Here is an 18429-nt window from a genome sequence, read left to right on the forward strand (position 1 = left end):
ACGCTACCTCACCGCCCCTCTTTTTCCCCCAGGAAGAAATACCACAGCGGAATGGAAAGCAGCAGGGTAAACACCAGCGTATACAGCAGCACCATCAGGCTCTGCATGATCACCATCTGTGCGCTCCAGTCACCGATCGGCAGCTGAAACTGTTCGACGGTGCCACCGAGGATCGCTCGGCCCATCACGCAGCCGACCGCCACCGCCACTGTCGCCACCGCCGCGCGGAACTTGCGCACCTCGGCGCGGCGGGCGGCCGCTTCCGGCGTTTCATCCCGCTGGCCTTGCCGCTGGCCGCGCCAGCGCCACACGTCCACCAGCAGCAACGCCGCGAGGCTCACGCCCATTACCGGCAGGCAATAACCCAGTACGGCTGCAAACAGCAGCGTGACGACGCGTGCCGGCAGGGAAAGCGCCAGCCAGGCGGCAACCAGCGTATGCACCGGATGCTGCGCACCCGCCGCCGGGCGGCGACTCCACCACATGCGGTAACCCAGCGCAATCATCAGGCACAGCCCGAGGCCGAACGCCGCCAGCAGCAGCTGATTCGGCAAGCCGAACAGAATGCCCATGTGGGCGTCGATGCCCCAGCGGGTCAGCTTGGCGATGAGTGGGAAGGTGTCGAACCGCACCTGATCGATGACGGCGAAGCTTTGCGGCGCGATGGCAACCGCGTCCACCTGCGTCGGCCAGCTGCGATCCACTTCGGTTACCGTCCAGGCTTTGCCCTCGCCTTTCGGCTGGCGCAGCTCGACCTTGGCGGCGTCGATCCCGGCGGCGCGCGCAGCGTGCAGCGCCCGATCCCAATCACCGTTCAACGCATTGGCCTGCGCGGCAGGGCCCATCTTCATGCCCGGCATCATCCCGCGGTGCTCAGCGTGCGGATCGGCCGGCGTCTGCGGCGCATCGGCCTGCAGGCTGGTGTTGACCTGCGGCGTCAGCCAGCCCAGGTTGGCCCGCAGCGCGTCAATGTTGCCGCCGGCCCACTGCGACCAGGTCAGCCCGGTAGCCGAGAAGAACAACAGCCCGGCCAGCAGCGCCACGCCCAGCGTGATATGCCAATGGCGGCTGGCGGCGAAGCCCCCTTTTGCCCTTTTCAGCTTGCGCTTCGGCCGCGTCGCCAGCCACAGCGCCACGCCGCCCAGCGCGGCCACCCACAGCCAGGAGGCCGCCAGCTCGCTGTAGTTGCGCCCCAGGTCGCCGAGCAGCAGGCTGCTGTGCAGCTTGTCCAGCCAGGTGCGCAGCGGCAGCACGCCGGAGGTGCCGTATACCGTCATATCGCCCTTGATCGCCAGGGTGTAAGGGTCGACAAACAGCGCGCGCGACTCGGAGGCACCCAGATCGGCGCCCGCGAACTGCACGCGCGTGGTGTCCATTACGCCGGGTGCCGGGCGCACGGCGTAAATGCGTGCCTCGTCACCCGCCGCGCGGCGGGCGGCGGCGATCTGGTCAGCCAGCGATCTCGCCTGCCCGTGCGGTTCAGTGAAAAGCGCATCGCGATACAGCGCCTCTTCAAGCTGCGGCGTCAGCACATACAGCGTGCCGGTCAGTGCTGCGACAAAAATAAAAGGAGCGACCAGCAGGCCGATATAAAAATGCAGCCGTCTGATCAGGTTCAGCATCGCGCCACGCGGCGATGCGGCAGGTGGAGTTTTGGTTATTGAAGACATGGCCTTTCTCGTTTTTCAAACTGTGCGCGCAGGCAAACCGTCCGCAGCGATACGGACGGCGTTACCCATGATCAAGCAATAGGGAAAAACGGTTGGCCGGGCGGCCCGCGCGGGCTCGGCCGCAGAGTCAGGCGCCGAAGGGGCGGAGAAACGATGCGCGGCGCGCAAGGCAGGCGCGCGATGCGCGCCATCAGCCACAGCAGCGGGACGAATGCCCACAGCAGCAGCGGCACGTGGATCAGCAGCTCGCAATAGCCGCAGAAAATCATCTCCGCAGGATCCATGCCGTGGTGGCCGGCATGCTCGGCGGCGGGCATCGCCATCGCGTGCATGTCGTGCGGCATGGCGGCGTCCGGTTGCGCCATGCCGCCCATCATCGGGTGGTGCATCAGCGATTTCGACACCACCGGCGCCACAAACAGCAACAGCACCGCCATAATGGCGATGCAGGCGGTAAAGCGTTGCTGTAGCTGACGTGGCACTCTCATCGCGGCGGCGAATTAACCCGGTCGGTGGCGAACAAGCGGCCAGTGTAACCCGCGATGCGCGATGAGGTGAAAGAAAAGTCAGGTTTGTCTTACGCGCCCCCGACGGCGGCGATCACAGCACCCGCGAATAGACCCGCGAGGCTTCGCCCCAGGGGTGATACCCGAGCCCGTTATAAACGAAGCCGCTGCGTTCGTAGTACCCTTCCAGATCGGTGCACAGGTGCAGCTGCGGGAAGCCCAGCCGGCGGGTTTCCGCCGCCACATGCTCAATCAGTTTGGCGCCGTAGCCCCGGCCGCGCTGCGCTTCCTCTACGTAGAGCGCGCACAGCCAGGGATACAGCTCGCCACGGCTGATAAAGTCGTTGGTGATGAGCCCCGCGCAGCCGAGGATCTGGACATTTTCCATCAGCAGGTACCACTGCGGCAGCGGGTTGGCGGCGCCGAGGCTGCGGTTGATGGCGTCTTCATACATCATCAGCGTCTCTGCCGTGGCCCAGTGCCGCTGAAAATACGCAATGGCGCGCGGCGCCAGCTCGGGCGCTTGCCGCACCGAAATCATGTCCATCGTCATTCCCGTTATTCATGTTGTCAGCGTAGAATTATGCAGCAATATGCACGGTATGGCAGCGGCATTCCGCCGCCGTCATTCACTAAGGAGTCATCATGACGCAAAACATCTATGACAATCAGGCCTTCTTCGACGGCTATGCGCAGCTCAGCCGCTCGCAGCACGGCCTGGACGGCGCGCCGGAATGGCCCGCCATCCGCCGCATCCTGCCGGATTTGCAGGGAAAAAGCATGGTCGATCTCGGCTGCGGCTACGGCTGGTTTTGCCGCAGCGCGCGCGAACAGGGCGCAGCCAGCGTGCTGGGGCTGGACGTCTCGGAAAAAATGCTGGCCAAGGCGCGGGAGATGACCGCCGACGCGGGTATCGAGTACCGTCGGCAGGATTTGGCGCAGCTGCAGCTGCCGCCGGAAAGTTACGATCTGGTCTACAGCTCGCTGACGCTGCACTACCTCGAGGATTTGCCCGCGCTGTTCGCCACGGTTTACGCCGCGCTGAAACCCGGCGGGCAGTTCATCTTCACCGCCGAGCACCCGATCTATACCGCCCCGGCGCAGCAGGGCTGGCTGACCGACGGTAACGGGCAGAAATCCTGGCCGGTCAACGGTTACCAGCGAGAAGGCCAGCGCGTTTCCAACTGGCTGGCGGAAGGCGTCATCAAGCAGCACCGCACGCTTGGCGGCTATATCAACCCGCTGGCGCAGCAAGGGTTTATCATCCAGCATTTGAACGAATGGGGCCCCAGCGCGCAGCAAATCGCCGCTAATCCGGCGCTGGACGAAGAGCAGGAGCGCCCGATGATCTTCATTCTCGCCGCCCGCAAACCCGCCTGATTGATCCGCAGTAAACCGTTCACACCACCACAGTTGGGGAGGCCGCCTCCCCCCAACGGCTATTATGCCGGCAACGCCACCCCGTGCGCCGCGAAGTGCGTCAGCGCCTCGCCTTCCATACGATAGCGCACCCACTCGCCCTGCGGCTGCGCGCCGATGCTGAGGTAGAAATCGATGGCCGGTTGGTTCCAGTCCAGCACGCTCCACTCCAGGCGACCGCACTGCCGTTCGCACGCCAGCTGGGCGATGTGCCGCAGCAGCTTTTTACCTGCGCCCGCGCCGCGATACTTCGGCGCCACGTACAGGTCTTCCAGATAGATGCCGTTTTTACCCAGCCAGGTGGAGTAACTCATAAAGAACACCGCATAACCCGCCGGCTCGCCGTTCACCGTACAAATCAGCGCTTCGGAACAGGCGCCCGGCCCAAACAGGCTGCGTTCGATATCTTCCACGCTGGCCAGCACCTGCTCGCGCGCCTTTTCGTACACCGCCAGCTCGATAATCATATCCAGAATCAGTTTGGCGTCGCTTGTCTGCGCCGGGTAAATCTCAATGGTCATGGCAAATCCTGAGTGTGTTAATGACTGTGCTTGCCAGCATATCGCGCCTCCAATACTGTATGAACTGCATTTTCATCAACAGGTAGTGAATATCATGCATCTGGATTTGAAACGCCTCGATCTCAACCTGCTGCTGGTGTTCGAAGCGGTCTATCGGCTGCGGTCGGTGACGCGCGCAGCGGCAGAGCTGGCCCTCAGCGCGTCGGCGCTGAGCCACGCGTTGATTCGGCTGCGCAAGGCGCTGGCGGACGAGCTGTTCTACCGGGTCGGCAACGACATGCACCCGACGGTGTATGCCGACAGCCTGGCCCCGACCGTCAGCGAAAGTCTGGCGCTGCTGGCCAAAGGGCTGCATCCGCGCCCGCGCTTCGTCCCCGCCGAAAGCCGGGAGAGCTTCACCTTCGCCATTACCGATTACACCGCTTTCGCGGTGTTTCCCGCACTGATGGCGCAGATGCAGCGCCTGGCGCCGGGGTTATCGTTTCAGCTGCGCTATTCCGAGCGCAAGGTGGCGCTGAACGATCTGCTGGCGGGGCGCATCGACTTCGCGCTGGGCTTTACCGAAACCGATGGCGAAAGCTACCCGGAGATCGACGAGGTGAGCTGGCTAGAGGATGAGTATGTGGCGATCTGTTCGCCCGCGTTCAGCGCGAAATACGGCGAGCTGACGCTGGAAAACTACCTGCAGGCGCGTCATCTGGTGGTGACGCCGTGGAACGAGCAGCGTGGCGTCATTGACTACCAGCTCGACAAACTGGGGCTGCAGCGCGATATCGCCATCCGCACGCCTTCGCTGCTGGGAGCGCCGTTCATCGTCGCCGACAGCGAACTGGTGATGAGCATGCCGCGCTACGCCGCGCAAAAATTGCGGCAGGCGGCGGCGCTGGCTATCCACCCCCTGCCGTTTCCGGTGCCGCCGTATCAGATCAAAATCTACCTGCACCGCAAGAACGGCCGGCCGGAGGCCTGCCGCTGGTTGCGGCAACAGCTGCAGGCGCTGGCGGCGCTATAACGCGGGTTCGCCGATCGGCAGATACCCCTGCCACAGCGGCCGGGCCGGTTTGCCGTGCGGGTTGGCCCGCAGATGCACGTGGTAGCCCTGCAGCGCCTGCAGCAGCAGGCAGTCGTCCACCTCAGCCAGGTCATCCTTGTGCTGCTGCGCGCTGTCCGTCAGCAGCACCCGTTTGGCTTTCTCCTTCGCCTCGTCGGCAGAGCGCGCCACAAACAGGCCGAACTGGTGCAATTCCGCCAGCTCATCGCTGCGGTAGCCGCCCACGTTGACGAAAAACAGCCTCTCTTCACCGGCGAACGGCGCGGGCTCCAGACTCACGTCGTAACCGTCCGCCCAGTCGATGCGCGCATAGCCGTCGACATGCACCTTGCGCTTATCGCCGAACCACTTTTCACGCAGCAGCGGATACGCCTCTTCCGGCCGATCCGCCGCCGCGAACTGCACGTCGTGCAACTCAATATTGGCGCCCGGCGCCGTACCGCCCACATAAAACATCAATAATCCCGGCATGTTAGTCTGCTCTCCTTGGTGATAATCGCTGTATAAATTAATACATAACGAAACTCCTGCCAACGGCGGCGGCATTCTGTGTTATCAATAGATGAGGTTTAATCTGTTGTGGAGGAACGCATGGCATTCAATATCGGTGATTTTGTTCAACGCACCACCGGCGGCCCAAAGATGACCGTGGTAGCGATCGACGGCGAAACCCTGGTTTGCAGCTGGAATGAACTGGGCAAAGAGCAGCGCACGGAAGTGCAGGCCAGCGACGTGGCGCTGTACCACGAAGACGGCGATTTCGGCGTCTGCTGAATGACCGGGGCGCGCCGCGCCCCGTTATCGCCTCAGGCGCGAATGTCCTGATAGGCTGGGGTGGTATCGAACTCATGCTTGGCGAACGGGCATAGCGGAATGATTTTACGCTGCTCCGCGCGCATTTTCTCCACCACCAACGCCACCAGCTTTTTGCCGACGCCCTGCCCCTTCAATGACTCATCCACCCAGGTGTGATCGATTATGGTCAGCTTGTCGCCGCTCGGCACGAAAGAGATCTCGGCGATCAGCTTGCCCTGCTCATCATTGATATAAAAACGCTTCTCGTCTGCCAGTATTTTATGATCCATATTATTTCTCCCTATATTTCAGTGCGCCGCTGGGGCAGGTGTCGATAACGCGTTTCACCTCGGCCGGCTCGGCATTGTCCGGCATAATCCACGGCCGGCGGTTCAAGGTGAATATAGCCGCGTTGCCGCGCACGCAGTTGGCGGAATGGCGGCATATCGCGCTGTTAAAATAAATGTCAATCTTGTCGCCGGAATAACGGCGGTAACCGGCGGCGGTCAATTCCTCATCCATCTTGGCCTCACATTGCCTGTTTTATTGTTTTTGCTCCAGGCTCAAGTATAGGCAATGCCGTCGGCTTCACCACGCGTCTCACCCAACGAAAAAAGTGGCGCAACCGCCCGTCGCCGCTAGAAAAAAACGTAAATTGTTCTAATATTTATTCAGTAAGACAACATCATTCCGACAGTGGCTAAGGAGTTCGAAATGGGTGATAGCTCAAAAGACGGCGTAATTCTGCTGTCCCGCATTCTACTGATGGTTCTGTTTATCATTTTCGGCTGGATGAAACTGGTCAACTTCGGTGCAACCGTCACGGCGATGGAAGGCTATGGCACGCCGATGCCTTATTTGGCGGCGATTATCGCCGTGGTGGTGGAGTTTATTTTCGGCATCGCGCTTATTCTCGGCCTGTTTACTCGCCCTATCGCGGTCATTTTCGCCCTGTACGTGTTGGGCACCGCGTTTATCGGCCATCCGTTCTGGAAAATGACCGGCATGGAAATGATGGGCAATGAAATCAACTTCTTTAAAAACATCAGCATCATTGGCGGCTTGCTGTTGCTGGCGGTAACCGGCGCCGGCCGTTATTCACTGGACTATAAAATATTTAATAAATAATTCATCGATACGTCAATGGCAGCTCCTGCTGCCATTGACGTTCCTCCCTTTTCCGCTACCTATCAGACGTTGTCTCGCTTACACCTCAGCCGCTATGGGCAATTCAGGCATTTGTACGCGCAGATCGATATGACGTCCCTCAGGAATGTCGATAGGCTGACCATCCACATACCCTTCTTTAATATTCCGCGCGAAAACAGGAACACCGTCGTGAGTACGGTGATAACTGCGAATGATGATATCGCCATTGGTTTCAACCTGATAATCAACCCAAATCAATGCTTGCTTGTTACTGTCTAATGGAATTTCAATCCCACCGTTTATCCCCCCCCAAATTGGGTCGGCATTGAATCCGAGCGTCCCTTCCATGCGGTAAACCCCTTCGCTGAGCCTCTCCGTTTTTACCCCCAGAACGTCTTCATTGAATACGCTGCGGCCATCACCAAAGAGCTTGACTACCGGGGAGGCGGGTTTGAGATACCCATTGGTGTCCGTGATCGTGGAGGCCTCCGTCCAAACCTTGAACCACTGGCTCCACTCGGTACCATTCCAGGTACGCAAAAACATCTTCCCACTCTGGTTTCCCGACACCCCATAACCGTAACAAGTTTGGGCCGCGCGATAATTTTCTTTGGTGTCTTCTTGACCGACTTTCCAGCCATACACATCCAGAAAATACGTCCCGACATCTTTGAACGGATTCCCCAAAGGATCCGTTCCTACCATCCCTCTGCGCGAGAAGTATCGATCATTAAAATCCAGCTTTCTCGCTGCCGTTACACCATAGGTCAATCCCCAATCTTTCAGGTTGGGAATATCCGATACCGTCGGCAAACAGGTATCTCCGAAGGTTCGCCCCCAGTTGATTTTCCCCGCCGATACCGAGTTGGATACACCGGTAAAGAGTGCTCCCGATGAGCCCACAGCCATATACCCTGTTGTTGGGCCACCATCGATCGGCAGCGAGACACAGCCAAAAATGTTGTTGGGAAGTGGAGCATTGTCAGAGGCCGGCGTCACTCGATACATGTTGTAAATTCGTTGAAAAGCATCATCTTTATGCTGGGCTCCTGCTCCCAGACCAAACTCCCCTTTTGAAATCAACCGACTGTCGAGATAATCACGATCAACGACAGTTGCATCGGTCAAGTTCGCAATCACTTTTTTACCCAGAGGGCTCTCAGGTATAACGCTATCTTTGATGGCGACATGATTCCAGTTATCGACCATAGCCATATCTACGCTAGAAATCTCATAGAAACACTGATTGATAAAGCTACCAAGATTGACATGTACCTCATACATATTCGCCGTTCGCTCAATCAAACAAACGTCAATGACCGCCGCACGCTCTTGCAGTGCGTTCCAACATGTCACCCCCGCTCGTCCAGCTGCGTTGACAGTCGAAACTTGCCCATCACCGGTACGTATAACAATACTCGCCATCGCATTATGGATCCAAGCTCCGTTATAACCTGGTCCGCCGGTAACATCGATCTTTAGCGTACTTCCACCTTGCGTAAATTTGCTGATTTCACCAAGCAAATACCATCCTGGGTTCTTTGCCGTACCAGGCATCTTCCAACGAGTGTTATTAATGACTTTTTTAACCGTGACATCCATGCTATCGAGCACTTTCCTATATCCCGGCAAGATAATACGTTGCCCATCGTCTTTTTCTATGGTGACATCACCTGATGAAGTCAATAAATTCATCAAATCGTTGCGGCTTCCTTGAAAGTAAGTTAGCAAAGCCGACAATCTTGCGGAAAACTGGCTGATATCACCTTCATAAGTAGTGATAACCGCGTAATCTTGCCCAGTGGCCGTCGAGCCTGCATAAGGCGAACTTAATACAAAGAGATTGTTGTTACTTACAGATTTAATCTCATAAAGTTGATTGTCTGGAGCCAGCAAAATCGTCCCAGGCATCACGCCATTTTTTGCGTCAGCCCATTGCGTCCCCACCCCTGCGACGGATGTCCCATTGCTGACAACATTAATTTTTCCCGTTCTGTACCACATGCTTAAATTCCTTGATATGCAATTGCATCATGATTAAAAGGCAGGCGTGCCAATGCCTGCCGTTAATGACATATTTATAATTAGCAACTCACAAAAGAGAGAAATAAATAGTCGATTCTAATTACTGCAAAGCTCCAACGTTGGCATCATCTGCATCAGCAAGATCAATATCGCGAAAATCTGCCGCATGTTTTTCCTTCTCATCAACTTCCTGATTCTGAAGGACATCCAATCGTAGATCGATCCAGCGCCCCGCCGGAATATCCATGGGTTCACCGGCAATAACCATCGCCGTATCTGCATCGAAGCGCCGTTTACTGACTCTGACCGTGACGACGCCATCGTCGTCAGTCTCCGTCTCTACGAAGCACAAACGGTTGCCGTTGCCATCTTGAGGTATTTCAAACGTCCACCCCTCCTTTGCGAAGCCACGAGCACCGGTGAGACGATAAACGCCAGTCGTGAGCTTTTCTGCAGTGACTCCCGCCGCCTCGGGATTGATCGCCGCTACGCCGGCAAGCATAAAGCCGGCTAAAAAATCACTGTTCATGCGCTGCGGATCGCTGGACAAGCGAGCAATCGGCGAAGCTTTCTTGATAAAGCCGTTGCCATCTACCGTCGTCGTCGCTTCTGTCCAGTCCTTAATCCATCCAGTCCATTTCGTACCGTTCCACACCCGGGTAAAAACCTTGCCGCTTTCAGAACCAAGGCTGCCATAACCGGAAACCACCTGCCGCGTGCGAAGCGAACCGGGTTCCGCTCCGCCATCCACTTTCCAGCTTTCAACTTTAATAAACGCGGCGCCCACCCCCAATTCCGCCGGTCGATTAATAGCGTCATTAATCACCATCAACGGACTGGACTGGTATAGCGAATCTAAATTAAGCCGAGCGGCAGCGGTAACTGCCCCCGTCAATCCGTAATCCTTGCCATTTCTCAACTCCGAAACGGCAGGAGCATAGAGATCGGTAAACACGCGCTGCCAGAATATTTTTCCTTTATTTTCCCCATAGTTGCTTCCTTGTCCTATCCAGGCATGCCGCTGCCCGCTCACCGCCAAATAAGCCGCCGATGGGCTGCCATCCAGTGGCAGGGAAACCACCGCTACGTTACCCGCACCACCTGGATAGTTAGCCGAGTCTTGGTTTATCCGATAAAAACGGTTGAGCATTTCAAACGCATCATCTTTGTGCACAGAAGTGCCGCCAATCCCGGTACCATCGCCAGCCCAAATGCACTTCTGCAGATCTATTTTCTTGTTTGCCAAACTCTCGACATACTGCGCATAGATTCCCACGTTCATATTGCTGGCAGGAAGGTCGCCCTCGAAACGAGTCCCTTTGTTGACCCAACGGCTCAGCATGGTCGAAAGTGACCCTCCTTGCACCGTATAGTAGTTGGAGGCCATGAAACTGCCCAGAGTCACATAAACATCGTAATTATTTGCCGATGTTTCTACTAAAGAAAGACCTTTAATAATAACTTCATTACCTGAGTGAACCACTCTGGCTGAAATGCGCCCACGTGAATTAACAACGTTATTCTGCGTACCCGTTCTGATAATTACCTGAGCTCCAGTGTTATTGTAAACTTGGCCATTAAATCCCGCCCCGCCAACGATATCTATACTCACCGTTGCGCCATTTTGTGGGAAGTTCACCAGCGTTCCCCACAAATAAGTGACATCTGCTGTTGTTGTCGCCGGCATCGCAAAACGTAAACGGTCGATGGAAACAAGTGCCTTGTCTTGCATATCCGCCATCAATTTGCTGTACGAAGGCACAGTGATCAACGAACCATCTTCTTTGGTTAATTTAACGTCGCCGGTACCAGTCAATACATCGATTAACTCACTACGGCTTCCCTGAAAATAGGTTAACAAGGCACTGAATCGAGCAGAGAACTGACTGATATCTCCCTCGTAAGTCGTAATGATGGCATAGGGTTGCCCATTGGCCGTCTCACCCGAATAATTACTGTTCAATGTCAATGAAGCATTGCTGTTAACGCTCTTGATTTCATAGAGTTTATTATCTGGCGCCAGCAACATCATCCCCGGCATCACGCCGTACTTTGCATCTCCCCATTGCGTGCCGGTCGCAGAAACAGAGGCGCTATTAGCGACAACATTAATTTTACCCGTTTTATACCACATGCTTATTTCTCCATATTTCCAAATATTGACTTAAGGTAATTAAACACCAAAAAACAGTCACCCTCTCCAGGACCAGAATCTATTATTCTTAAGAGGGAAAACCATCATGACAAAAGAGGAAACTATTGTGCTATCTCGATCATCCATAGCGTCAGTCTCAATGCGAATTTGCTGCTCGCCGGCGTACGCGGGAATATCGATTGAAATAGCATCTTCATAAACATCCCCTCCGCTCACTCTACTGAATCGATGTTGACGAAGGATATTCCCGTTCAGTTTGATTCGCATATTGCATACCGAACCTCGCGGGCTGCTGTAATACACGACCTTGATATTGGGAATGACGAGTCTCACGGCATAGTTCATTCCACCCGCATAGACGTAGGTGTATACGCCATCATGCTTGCGTAGTGTCTGGGCACTGAATGCCTGCATGCTGGCAATATCACCATCTATCCTGTTCGCATAAACCTTGCCTCTGACATCGCAGTTCTCATTGATGGTCACGTTGTTGAATACGCCTGAGGTGGCGAAAATACGTCCGCGCACATCCATATTACTGAACGTGGCATAACCATTCTTATTGATCGCCCATCCTTGCCGATAGGCGGGGTCGTCATGCCAAGCATAGTTTGACGACGTGATTTCCTGTGCTATTTTTGCACTGTCTATCGAAGCATTGGCGATAAACGCGGCGTTAATAAACGTCTGGCCATTTTGCACGGCAAACGGGGAGGAGACACTTCCGTTTGGATTATTCAGCAACGCAAAACGATCCGCCTGGACCAAGAACTGACTGTTGCCCGCGCCATCTACGCCCAACGCCATCCCTGCAACAAACTGCCGCCCTGCGTTGTCAGCCTGTACCTTCAAACTCCATGATGCAGATATCTTGCCGTTCAATGAAGCCTGTGCCTGTTTGACCTCCTGTACCGCCGCAGTGTTATTACCGGCGGTCGCCGTCACGTGATCAATACGTTGTCCTAATGCGCTATCGGCGCTTGAACGTACGCTGCTTTCATTCAGCAGATTGGTTTTGACCTTACCCACTTCAGTATTAAGTTGAACAATCTGTTGTGAAGAGGCCGATTGGTTATCGGTAACTGTTTTCGCCAGTTGGGTAAGTACAGCGCGGTTTCCCTCTGTTTTACTGGATATATCGGTAAGCTGTTTTGCCTGAGCGCTCCCCGTATCCACCAAAACCTGCAGCTGTTGTTCAACGTTCGCTTGATTCTCATCAACCGTGCCGCTTAACGTCGTCAACTGTTGTGCCAAAGCGCTATCGGCCTGCGCCCTTACCGTCAACTCTGTGGCCAATTTAGCCGCAACGCTACCAAAATTGGCCTGCAAGCCAATCAACTGCCTAGCCTGCGCTTGTTGCTGATCGGCCAAAACCGTCTGTTGAGTCTGGAGCCCCGCAGTAATGGTGTTTTGTTGCTGAACATCCCCACTTTGCTTCAATGCCAGCTCAATATTGGCTTTCGCCGTCGCTGCCAACGATTGTGACAGACTGGCATTGGCGCTATCGGCATCAGATTGCGTTTGCTGCAGCTGCGTAATTGCAGCCTGGCTCTCCCCTACCTGGCTATTAAGTGAATCCAGCCGTTGTGATAATGCGCTGTCCTCGGTCGCGCGTACGGTCAGCTCCTGCCGCAGCCCGGCAGAAACATCGCCAAAGTTAGCCTGCAGCATAAGCAACTGCCGTGCCTGCGACTCCAGCTTGTCGGCATGAACCTCCTGTTTCGAAATAAGCCCGGCGTTTACCCCAACCTGTTCTTTCTTGCTGTTATCAAGGTTTAGCGCATTCTCAATATCCGCTTTACTCAAGGCTTCCAGCGACTGCGTCATTCCCGCCCGTGCGCTTTCGGCATCGCTGACAACCTGCTGCAGTTGGGCCAAGGTTGCACGACTATCGCCCACTTGACTATTGAGCGAGTCCAAACGTCGTGACAGCGCGCTGTCTTCTGTTGCACGCACGGTTAACTCTTGCTGGAGTTCTGCAGAAACATCACCAAAGTTGGCCTGCAAACGTGTCAACTGCCGTGCCTGAGACGCCAACTGATCGGCCTGAACTTGCTGTTGGACGGTAATAGTGGCGTTAACTTCGTGCTGATCTTTTTTGCTGTTATCAAGATTTAATGCGTTCTCGATATCCGCTTTGCTGAGTGCTTCCAGCGATTGCGTAATGCCCGCCATTGAACTTTCGGCATTGCTGGCTGCCTGCTGAAGTACATTGATGGCCGAAGCCTGGCCATCAACGGTCGTTCCCAACGTGTTAAGCGCTTTCGCCTGCGCGCTGTCAGCTTCTGCGCGAGTCTGCGATTCCGCTGCTATCGCTGCCGTATTGGAGCCCGCTTGTGATTCCAGGGCACTGAGTTGCCGCGCCAGAGCCAACTCGCTATCCGTCAAAGTCTTCAGATGCTGCGTAACCTGGGCCTGATTATCGCTAAACTCGGCGCCCAATCCGCTCAACTGCTCACCTATTGCCTGCTGCTGGTTAGCCAATGCTTCCGTTTTTGCCGTAACGGCCGCATTAACCCGACCTTGCTCCGCCTGATGGTTATCGACAATTTGGGCACTGGCGGCCACATCCGACTCCACTTTGGCCAACGCCGCTTGAGCATCTGCCTGCGTTTGTTCCAATTGGGCGATCGTTCCCTGCTGCTTATCGGAAACGGCTTTTACCGAATTGATAATTTGGGACATCGCCTCATCGGCATCACTCCTTGCCTGCTTTTCTTGAGCAATTTGCGCCGCGTTGCCCGCTGATTTGGCCACGACGGCAGCCAATTGCTCTGCCAGCGCTTGGTCCTGTTCCCGCAAGACGCTAACCTGAGAAATCACCTCTGCAATGCTGGTGCCGTCACCACCGGTCAATGCGTCTACTTTAGCCTGCAGCTCGGCATCTGCCCGCTGCAGAGCCGCACGCGTCCCGCTGAGCTCATGCAGGGCATCTTGAATATCTCCGGCCAACGTTTGCTTCGCCATCGTCAAATCAGTGCGTGCCACATCGAGTGTCAGGCTGTTCTCAATCGCCGCCTTGCTGATTTGCTCCAGGTTGCGCTGTAAACCTTCTACGGTCATGTTCAGATCGGTATTGGTGCCGGCAACTTGTTCTTTAACACTCTCGAGAGCCTGCTCCAACGCACCTACATCGCCGGCCAGTGCCTCCTTGTTCTGCTCAATGTCACGCTGCGCCTTAGCGATCTTATTCGCCAGATCCTGAACGTTTTGATCGGACGGCAGGCTGGAGATTTTATCCAACAGTTCTTTACCTAACTCCGTCTCGGTAATACTGTTGGCAATCTGCTCCAAAACGATATCCGCTTTATCGGAGGAAATGCCGCGTACAAACTCCGTCCATTCAGACTGTAAGCCGTTTTTATCCGTAAACGCCGCGCGAAAATACAGCGTTTGCCCCGCCCTGAGCCCTTGCATGTCATAGTGATTTTGCGGATAAGGCACGTCTGCCAGCAGTTTCTCATCAGAGAAATCCGCCCGTGCAGCAACGGCTAGCGTTGTTTTCAGACCATCCTCAGCCCCTGCACCAAACATCCAGGAAAGTTGGATACCAAATACCCGATCGGTAGAAGCGCGCAACCCAACGATTCGCGGCGGTGCCCCTTCTTTACCGGCCAAATAGGTGGTTTCCGAACGGCCCCAAGGTGAGGAGACGTCGACTGCATTAACCGCACGCACCCGAACATCATAATTGCCTGCGAAAATACCGTTGACTTCAAACCCAAGCGAAGAGGTCGCACCGATATTCACCCAGTTGCCGCTGTCTTTGCGCCATTGCGCTTCATACTTCAGCGCACCGGTCACCACCGCCCATTGCACGCGCAGGGTGGCGATATTGATCCCTTGGCTGACATAGTCATACCGGGAAATAGTGATATTGGCGGGTGCGGCTATCGTGCCTGGGGGGGTGACAGTGAGCGGCGGAGAATCCAACCGAACACCGTTATCGATAAACGCGTATTTATTTGGATCGTGCTCTACCGCACTGATGGTGAAAGTGCCGTCATCGTTGGATTGCACTGAAATCACGCGGAACTGTTGAACGGCCAAGTCGTCAGAATCGATGCTCCACACAGCTTCCGCTTCCGGTTGCTGACGAAAAGCCGCAGTGAGCGTTACGGTTTTCTTGTCAGCGGCAATGCTGGCAATGGTGCGGCGTTGGGCCGTGCCATCCGGCAGATTGATGCACAAACGATCGCCCGCGCTAAATTCAACCTCACGATCCAAAACGACTGTTCGTTCCTGTGCAGATCGGATCCTGCCGCCATTGGCTTTACCGGCCAACATCGCGTCCGCGACGCCGATAATACGCGCAGGCAGAGGAATATTGCCGTCCAGTCCAACGTTAAAACTGACGGTACGATCTTTGGCATTGCTTAAAATAGCCCAGCGACCGCGGCGATGAGCTTCGGTCCGGCGCGTACAGCCAATAGCCGTTATTTCGGTCTGGTTCACACCATACCGTTTCACCAAATCGTTATCGTAGGCCGCCTCGACGGCCTCGGCATAATGATTGGATGGATCGCCCCATTTGACCAACGCCGAGGTATAGCGATTCTTGTAAGAACCTGAGGCATAGGTAAACTCACCGTTAATCACGTTGGCTCGCGAATAGACAAAATCCATATCGCGCGGCATATCCGCATAGGCAAATAGCTGATCGTTACCCCAGTAGGTAATACCGCGGAAAATAGCCGAAATATCGCGTAAAACGGTGTAAGCATCTTGCTGAGATTGAATATACACATCGCACAAAAAGCGCGGTTCCTTGCCCTCACCACCCAGTCCGTCACTGACCAGCTCATCACAATACTGGGCGATTCGATAGAGTCCCCATTTGTCCATTTCCAATGCGGAAACCCGATTCCCCAGCCCATAGTTCTTATCAAGCGCAATATCGTAGAACACCCAGGCAGGGTTGTTGCTCCAAGCCCATTTGAAACTGCCATCCCAAGCGCCGGAGTAACTGCGAGCCAACGGATCGTAGTTGGCGGGAATGCGTATAATCTTGCCTTTTGGCCTGACGGTAATTTTAGGGACCGCGTTGAATTGAGCTGCGTCGAACTCAATGAACAGCAGTGCCGTATTGGGATAACGAAACTTCGCGTCAACGATCTCGGTATAAGTCTGAACCTGGGTATTGTTTACCAGTTTGCTGCTGGTGGAGTCCGGCGTCAGACGACTTACACGCAACGTCCAGCCGTTTGTTGCCTTGGGCAAGTTAACCCGATGGTCACGCTCATACAAACTGGTGGTTTTACCCTCTACTTTTCCGTCAACGACCGTTTGATAAGCGGCCCCGTCGGTGGAGAGTTCAATTTTGTACTCCACAACTGCGCCATGCATATCACCGTTATTTTCATAACGAAACAGCGATGGAAATCCCATTCGAATGCGCAATGCATCGATGTCGGTATTAGTGAAAGTACGTGTCCAGGCATTGGTCGTCGTCAGTTTTACGTTGACGGAGGTTTCCGACTCAACGTCCGGCATCCCCTGAATGTAATCCTGCATTTGCGTACCATTGCGCACCTCCCATTTCAGTCCGGTGAAATTCTCGCTGCCGTCGGCATTGTGTACCGGCGTGCCATCCAGCAGAATGCGCGTGCCGTCCAGTTCGCCGGCGATCTCACCTTCCGATAACGCCAGGAGGATTTTAATTTTTGCATTGGACTGCAAGTCATCAGGTGATTCGACCGGTGTATGCGCCGCTCCACCACCACCTTTGCGCCCGCGAATAAGTGTCTGTGCCATATTGCGCCCATAAAAAAAGGCCGCCTGAGCGACCGTGATGAATAAAGAAACGTCCTATTGTTGGTTTTCGGCGTAAATGCCCGCCGAGATCACTGCCCCCCCGATCTCGCGCTCACCGTACAAAATGGGCACAGGGTAGCCCTGTGCAGTGGTATTGACCGGGGAACCGAAAGCATACGAGGGCTTGTTCTCCACCGATTGTGAAACAGACATACCAAAGCTAGGTTGCGGTGTCAGCATCTGGATGACACCGCCCATCACCATGGAAGCACCCATCATGCTGAGCGTTGAAACGGTGAGAGAAGTTGCCATGGACGCCTTCCAAAGCGCCAACGTGCCGCCTCCCGTATAAAAGGCTCCTATCAAAGCGGCAACGCCGAGCACTATCTGGAACATGCCGCCGTTCTTGCTGCCCGCAATGATCGGCATGATGCGGATCACGGCATCACCTTTCGAGGTTGCGAACTCTTCAACCCCGATATTTTGATCGCCGTTGAAAAAAGCGAAATGAATGCCTTGGCGATGAGCGCACATCATATATTTCTCAAACCCCTCAACCGTGACGCACAACGCGCGCAAGGCTTCACAAGTATCTTCGACCACCAACCGGTGAATCTTGCCAAACCGCTTGCCCAGTTGGCCTCCTAATCTGATTGTTCTCGCTACCTTGTTCATAACAATTCCTTACGCCTGACCACTCGTACCGTCCGTTCTTGGAAATAGCCGTTATAGGGATAACGTTGGCTTAACTGGCCATAGAGATGATGCAACATCATGTTATCGCCTAAATAAATCCCCGCATGGTTTGTCACCGGAGCTGAAATTTGCATCATGATCATGTCACCCAGCCGTATTTCTCCCGCAAATTCACGAAACCCTTCACGATACCAATGCTCGTCATAGAGTCGGGTATTGCCATCTCTCCACCACTCATGCTCTACGGAGTAATTATTCAGCGTGATTCCATGCTGCCGGTGGTAATAATCCATGATCAATGACCAGCAATCGGCATGTCCCAGTAGCCAGTTGCGGCCAATCAACGGACGATCGTCACGCGGTGCAATTTCGAGATAGTCCCCTTCAGGCCAAGACAAAATGCCCCAGACAATACCCGAATGATCGCACTGAACCCGGTCCAACTCAGAAGGAACAACATTTGGCACATCGGGATGGCTGTGAATAATGCGAATAATTTCCCCGCATGCTTCTGCACGAGCATAGTCCTGCGGAGCAATAACAAACCCCTCCATCGGGCTGTCAGCCACATTGTCACACGGCAAATACCGTACTTTGCGGCCACTGAGCACCACAAAACCGCAGCTTTCATTCGGATACACCGAGCGGGCATGCTCATATATGGCCTGCATAACATGTTCTTGCATGC

The 18429-nt window shown here is 55.0% G+C and carries 16 protein-coding genes; 4 read left to right on the forward strand and 12 right to left on the reverse strand.

Translation table 11 applies throughout. From position 1 onward, the window contains the following. Positions 1–8: 8 nt before the first annotated feature. The 3 genes from BVU99_RS24260 to BVU99_RS24270 all read right to left on the reverse strand — a co-directional run bounded on the left by BVU99_RS24260 (position 9) and on the right by BVU99_RS24270 (position 2723). Positions 9–1670, reverse strand: coding sequence for a DUF2534 family protein (locus BVU99_RS24260; protein ID WP_199559776.1), 1662 nt, complete (start codon positions 1668–1670; stop codon positions 9–11). A gap of 71 nt (positions 1671–1741) precedes the next feature. Continuing rightward, the gene (locus tag BVU99_RS24265) at positions 1742–2158 is read right to left on the reverse strand and encodes a DUF2946 domain-containing protein (RefSeq protein WP_225735642.1); all 417 of its coding nucleotides are present in this window, start codon (positions 2156–2158) and stop codon (positions 1742–1744) included. Positions 2159–2270: 112 nt separating this feature from the next. Continuing rightward, complete coding sequence (locus BVU99_RS24270) at positions 2271–2723, reverse strand: GNAT family N-acetyltransferase (protein WP_099816894.1); 453 nt, start codon at positions 2721–2723, stop codon at positions 2271–2273. A gap of 98 nt (positions 2724–2821) precedes the next feature. Here BVU99_RS24270 and BVU99_RS24275 point away from each other — a divergent pair, with 98 nt between their 5' ends. Continuing rightward, on the forward strand, positions 2822–3556 hold the full coding sequence (locus BVU99_RS24275) for a methyltransferase domain-containing protein (protein ID WP_099816869.1): 735 nt from the start codon (positions 2822–2824) through the stop codon (positions 3554–3556). A gap of 62 nt (positions 3557–3618) precedes the next feature. On the opposite strand, the gene BVU99_RS24280 is transcribed toward BVU99_RS24275, so the two are convergent. Continuing rightward, a complete protein-coding gene (locus tag BVU99_RS24280; protein ID WP_099816870.1) occupies positions 3619–4116 on the reverse strand; it encodes a GNAT family N-acetyltransferase in 498 nt (165 codons plus the stop codon). A gap of 94 nt (positions 4117–4210) precedes the next feature. Here BVU99_RS24280 and BVU99_RS24285 point away from each other — a divergent pair, with 94 nt between their 5' ends. After that, the gene (locus tag BVU99_RS24285; RefSeq protein WP_168186787.1) at positions 4211–5128 is read left to right on the forward strand and encodes a LysR substrate-binding domain-containing protein; all 918 of its coding nucleotides are present in this window, start codon (positions 4211–4213) and stop codon (positions 5126–5128) included. On the opposite strand, the gene BVU99_RS24290 is transcribed toward BVU99_RS24285, so the two are convergent. Continuing rightward, a complete protein-coding gene (locus BVU99_RS24290; RefSeq protein WP_099816872.1) occupies positions 5123–5638 on the reverse strand; it encodes a DUF1543 domain-containing protein in 516 nt (171 codons plus the stop codon). The two genes, BVU99_RS24285 and BVU99_RS24290, sit on opposite strands and share 6 nt — an antisense overlap. 120 nt (positions 5639–5758) lie before the next feature. Here BVU99_RS24290 and BVU99_RS24295 point away from each other — a divergent pair, with 120 nt between their 5' ends. After that, a complete protein-coding gene (locus BVU99_RS24295; RefSeq protein WP_025303973.1) occupies positions 5759–5941 on the forward strand; it encodes a DUF2158 domain-containing protein in 183 nt (60 codons plus the stop codon). Between the two features lie 32 nt (positions 5942–5973). On the opposite strand, the gene BVU99_RS24300 is transcribed toward BVU99_RS24295, so the two are convergent. Continuing rightward, positions 5974–6252, reverse strand: a complete 279-nt coding sequence (locus BVU99_RS24300) for a GNAT family N-acetyltransferase (RefSeq protein ID WP_025303974.1) — start codon at positions 6250–6252, stop codon at positions 5974–5976. Between the two features lies 1 nt (position 6253). Then, positions 6254–6484 carry a (4Fe-4S)-binding protein gene (locus BVU99_RS24305; protein WP_099816873.1) on the reverse strand — a complete coding sequence of 77 codons (231 nt, stop codon included), beginning with the start codon at positions 6482–6484 and terminating at the stop codon, positions 6254–6256. A 192-nt stretch (positions 6485–6676) separates the two neighbouring features. Here BVU99_RS24305 and BVU99_RS24310 point away from each other — a divergent pair, with 192 nt between their 5' ends. After that, the gene (locus tag BVU99_RS24310; RefSeq protein ID WP_019452262.1) at positions 6677–7090 is read left to right on the forward strand and encodes a DoxX family protein; all 414 of its coding nucleotides are present in this window, start codon (positions 6677–6679) and stop codon (positions 7088–7090) included. 78 nt (positions 7091–7168) lie between these two features. Here the strand turns inward: BVU99_RS24310 and BVU99_RS24315 are convergent, their stop codons facing one another. The 5 genes from BVU99_RS24315 to BVU99_RS24335 all read right to left on the reverse strand — a co-directional run bounded on the left by BVU99_RS24315 (position 7169) and on the right by BVU99_RS24335 (position 18427). Beyond that, a complete protein-coding gene (locus BVU99_RS24315) occupies positions 7169–9115 on the reverse strand; it encodes a hypothetical protein (RefSeq protein WP_099816874.1) in 1947 nt (648 codons plus the stop codon). Positions 9116–9236: 121 nt separating this feature from the next. After that, a complete protein-coding gene (locus BVU99_RS24320) occupies positions 9237–11270 on the reverse strand; it encodes a phage tail protein (protein WP_099816875.1) in 2034 nt (677 codons plus the stop codon). Positions 11271–11327: 57 nt separating this feature from the next. Further along, positions 11328–17045: a DUF1983 domain-containing protein gene (locus BVU99_RS24325; protein ID WP_099816876.1), complete on the reverse strand. Its 5718-nt coding sequence runs from the start codon at positions 17043–17045 to the stop codon at positions 11328–11330. 54 nt (positions 17046–17099) lie between these two features. Then, positions 17100–17720 carry a tail assembly protein gene (locus tag BVU99_RS24330; protein ID WP_099816877.1) on the reverse strand — a complete coding sequence of 207 codons (621 nt, stop codon included), beginning with the start codon at positions 17718–17720 and terminating at the stop codon, positions 17100–17102. Next, positions 17717–18427: a C40 family peptidase gene (locus BVU99_RS24335; protein ID WP_099816878.1), complete on the reverse strand. Its 711-nt coding sequence runs from the start codon at positions 18425–18427 to the stop codon at positions 17717–17719. The genes BVU99_RS24330 and BVU99_RS24335 overlap by 4 nt, the downstream gene beginning before the upstream one ends. Between the last annotated feature and the right edge of the window lie 2 nt (positions 18428–18429).

Origin of the sequence: Serratia sp. OLAL2, assembly GCF_002752475.1 — a bacterium.
Taxonomy (GTDB): Bacteria; Pseudomonadota; Gammaproteobacteria; order Enterobacterales; family Enterobacteriaceae; genus Serratia; species Serratia bockelmannii.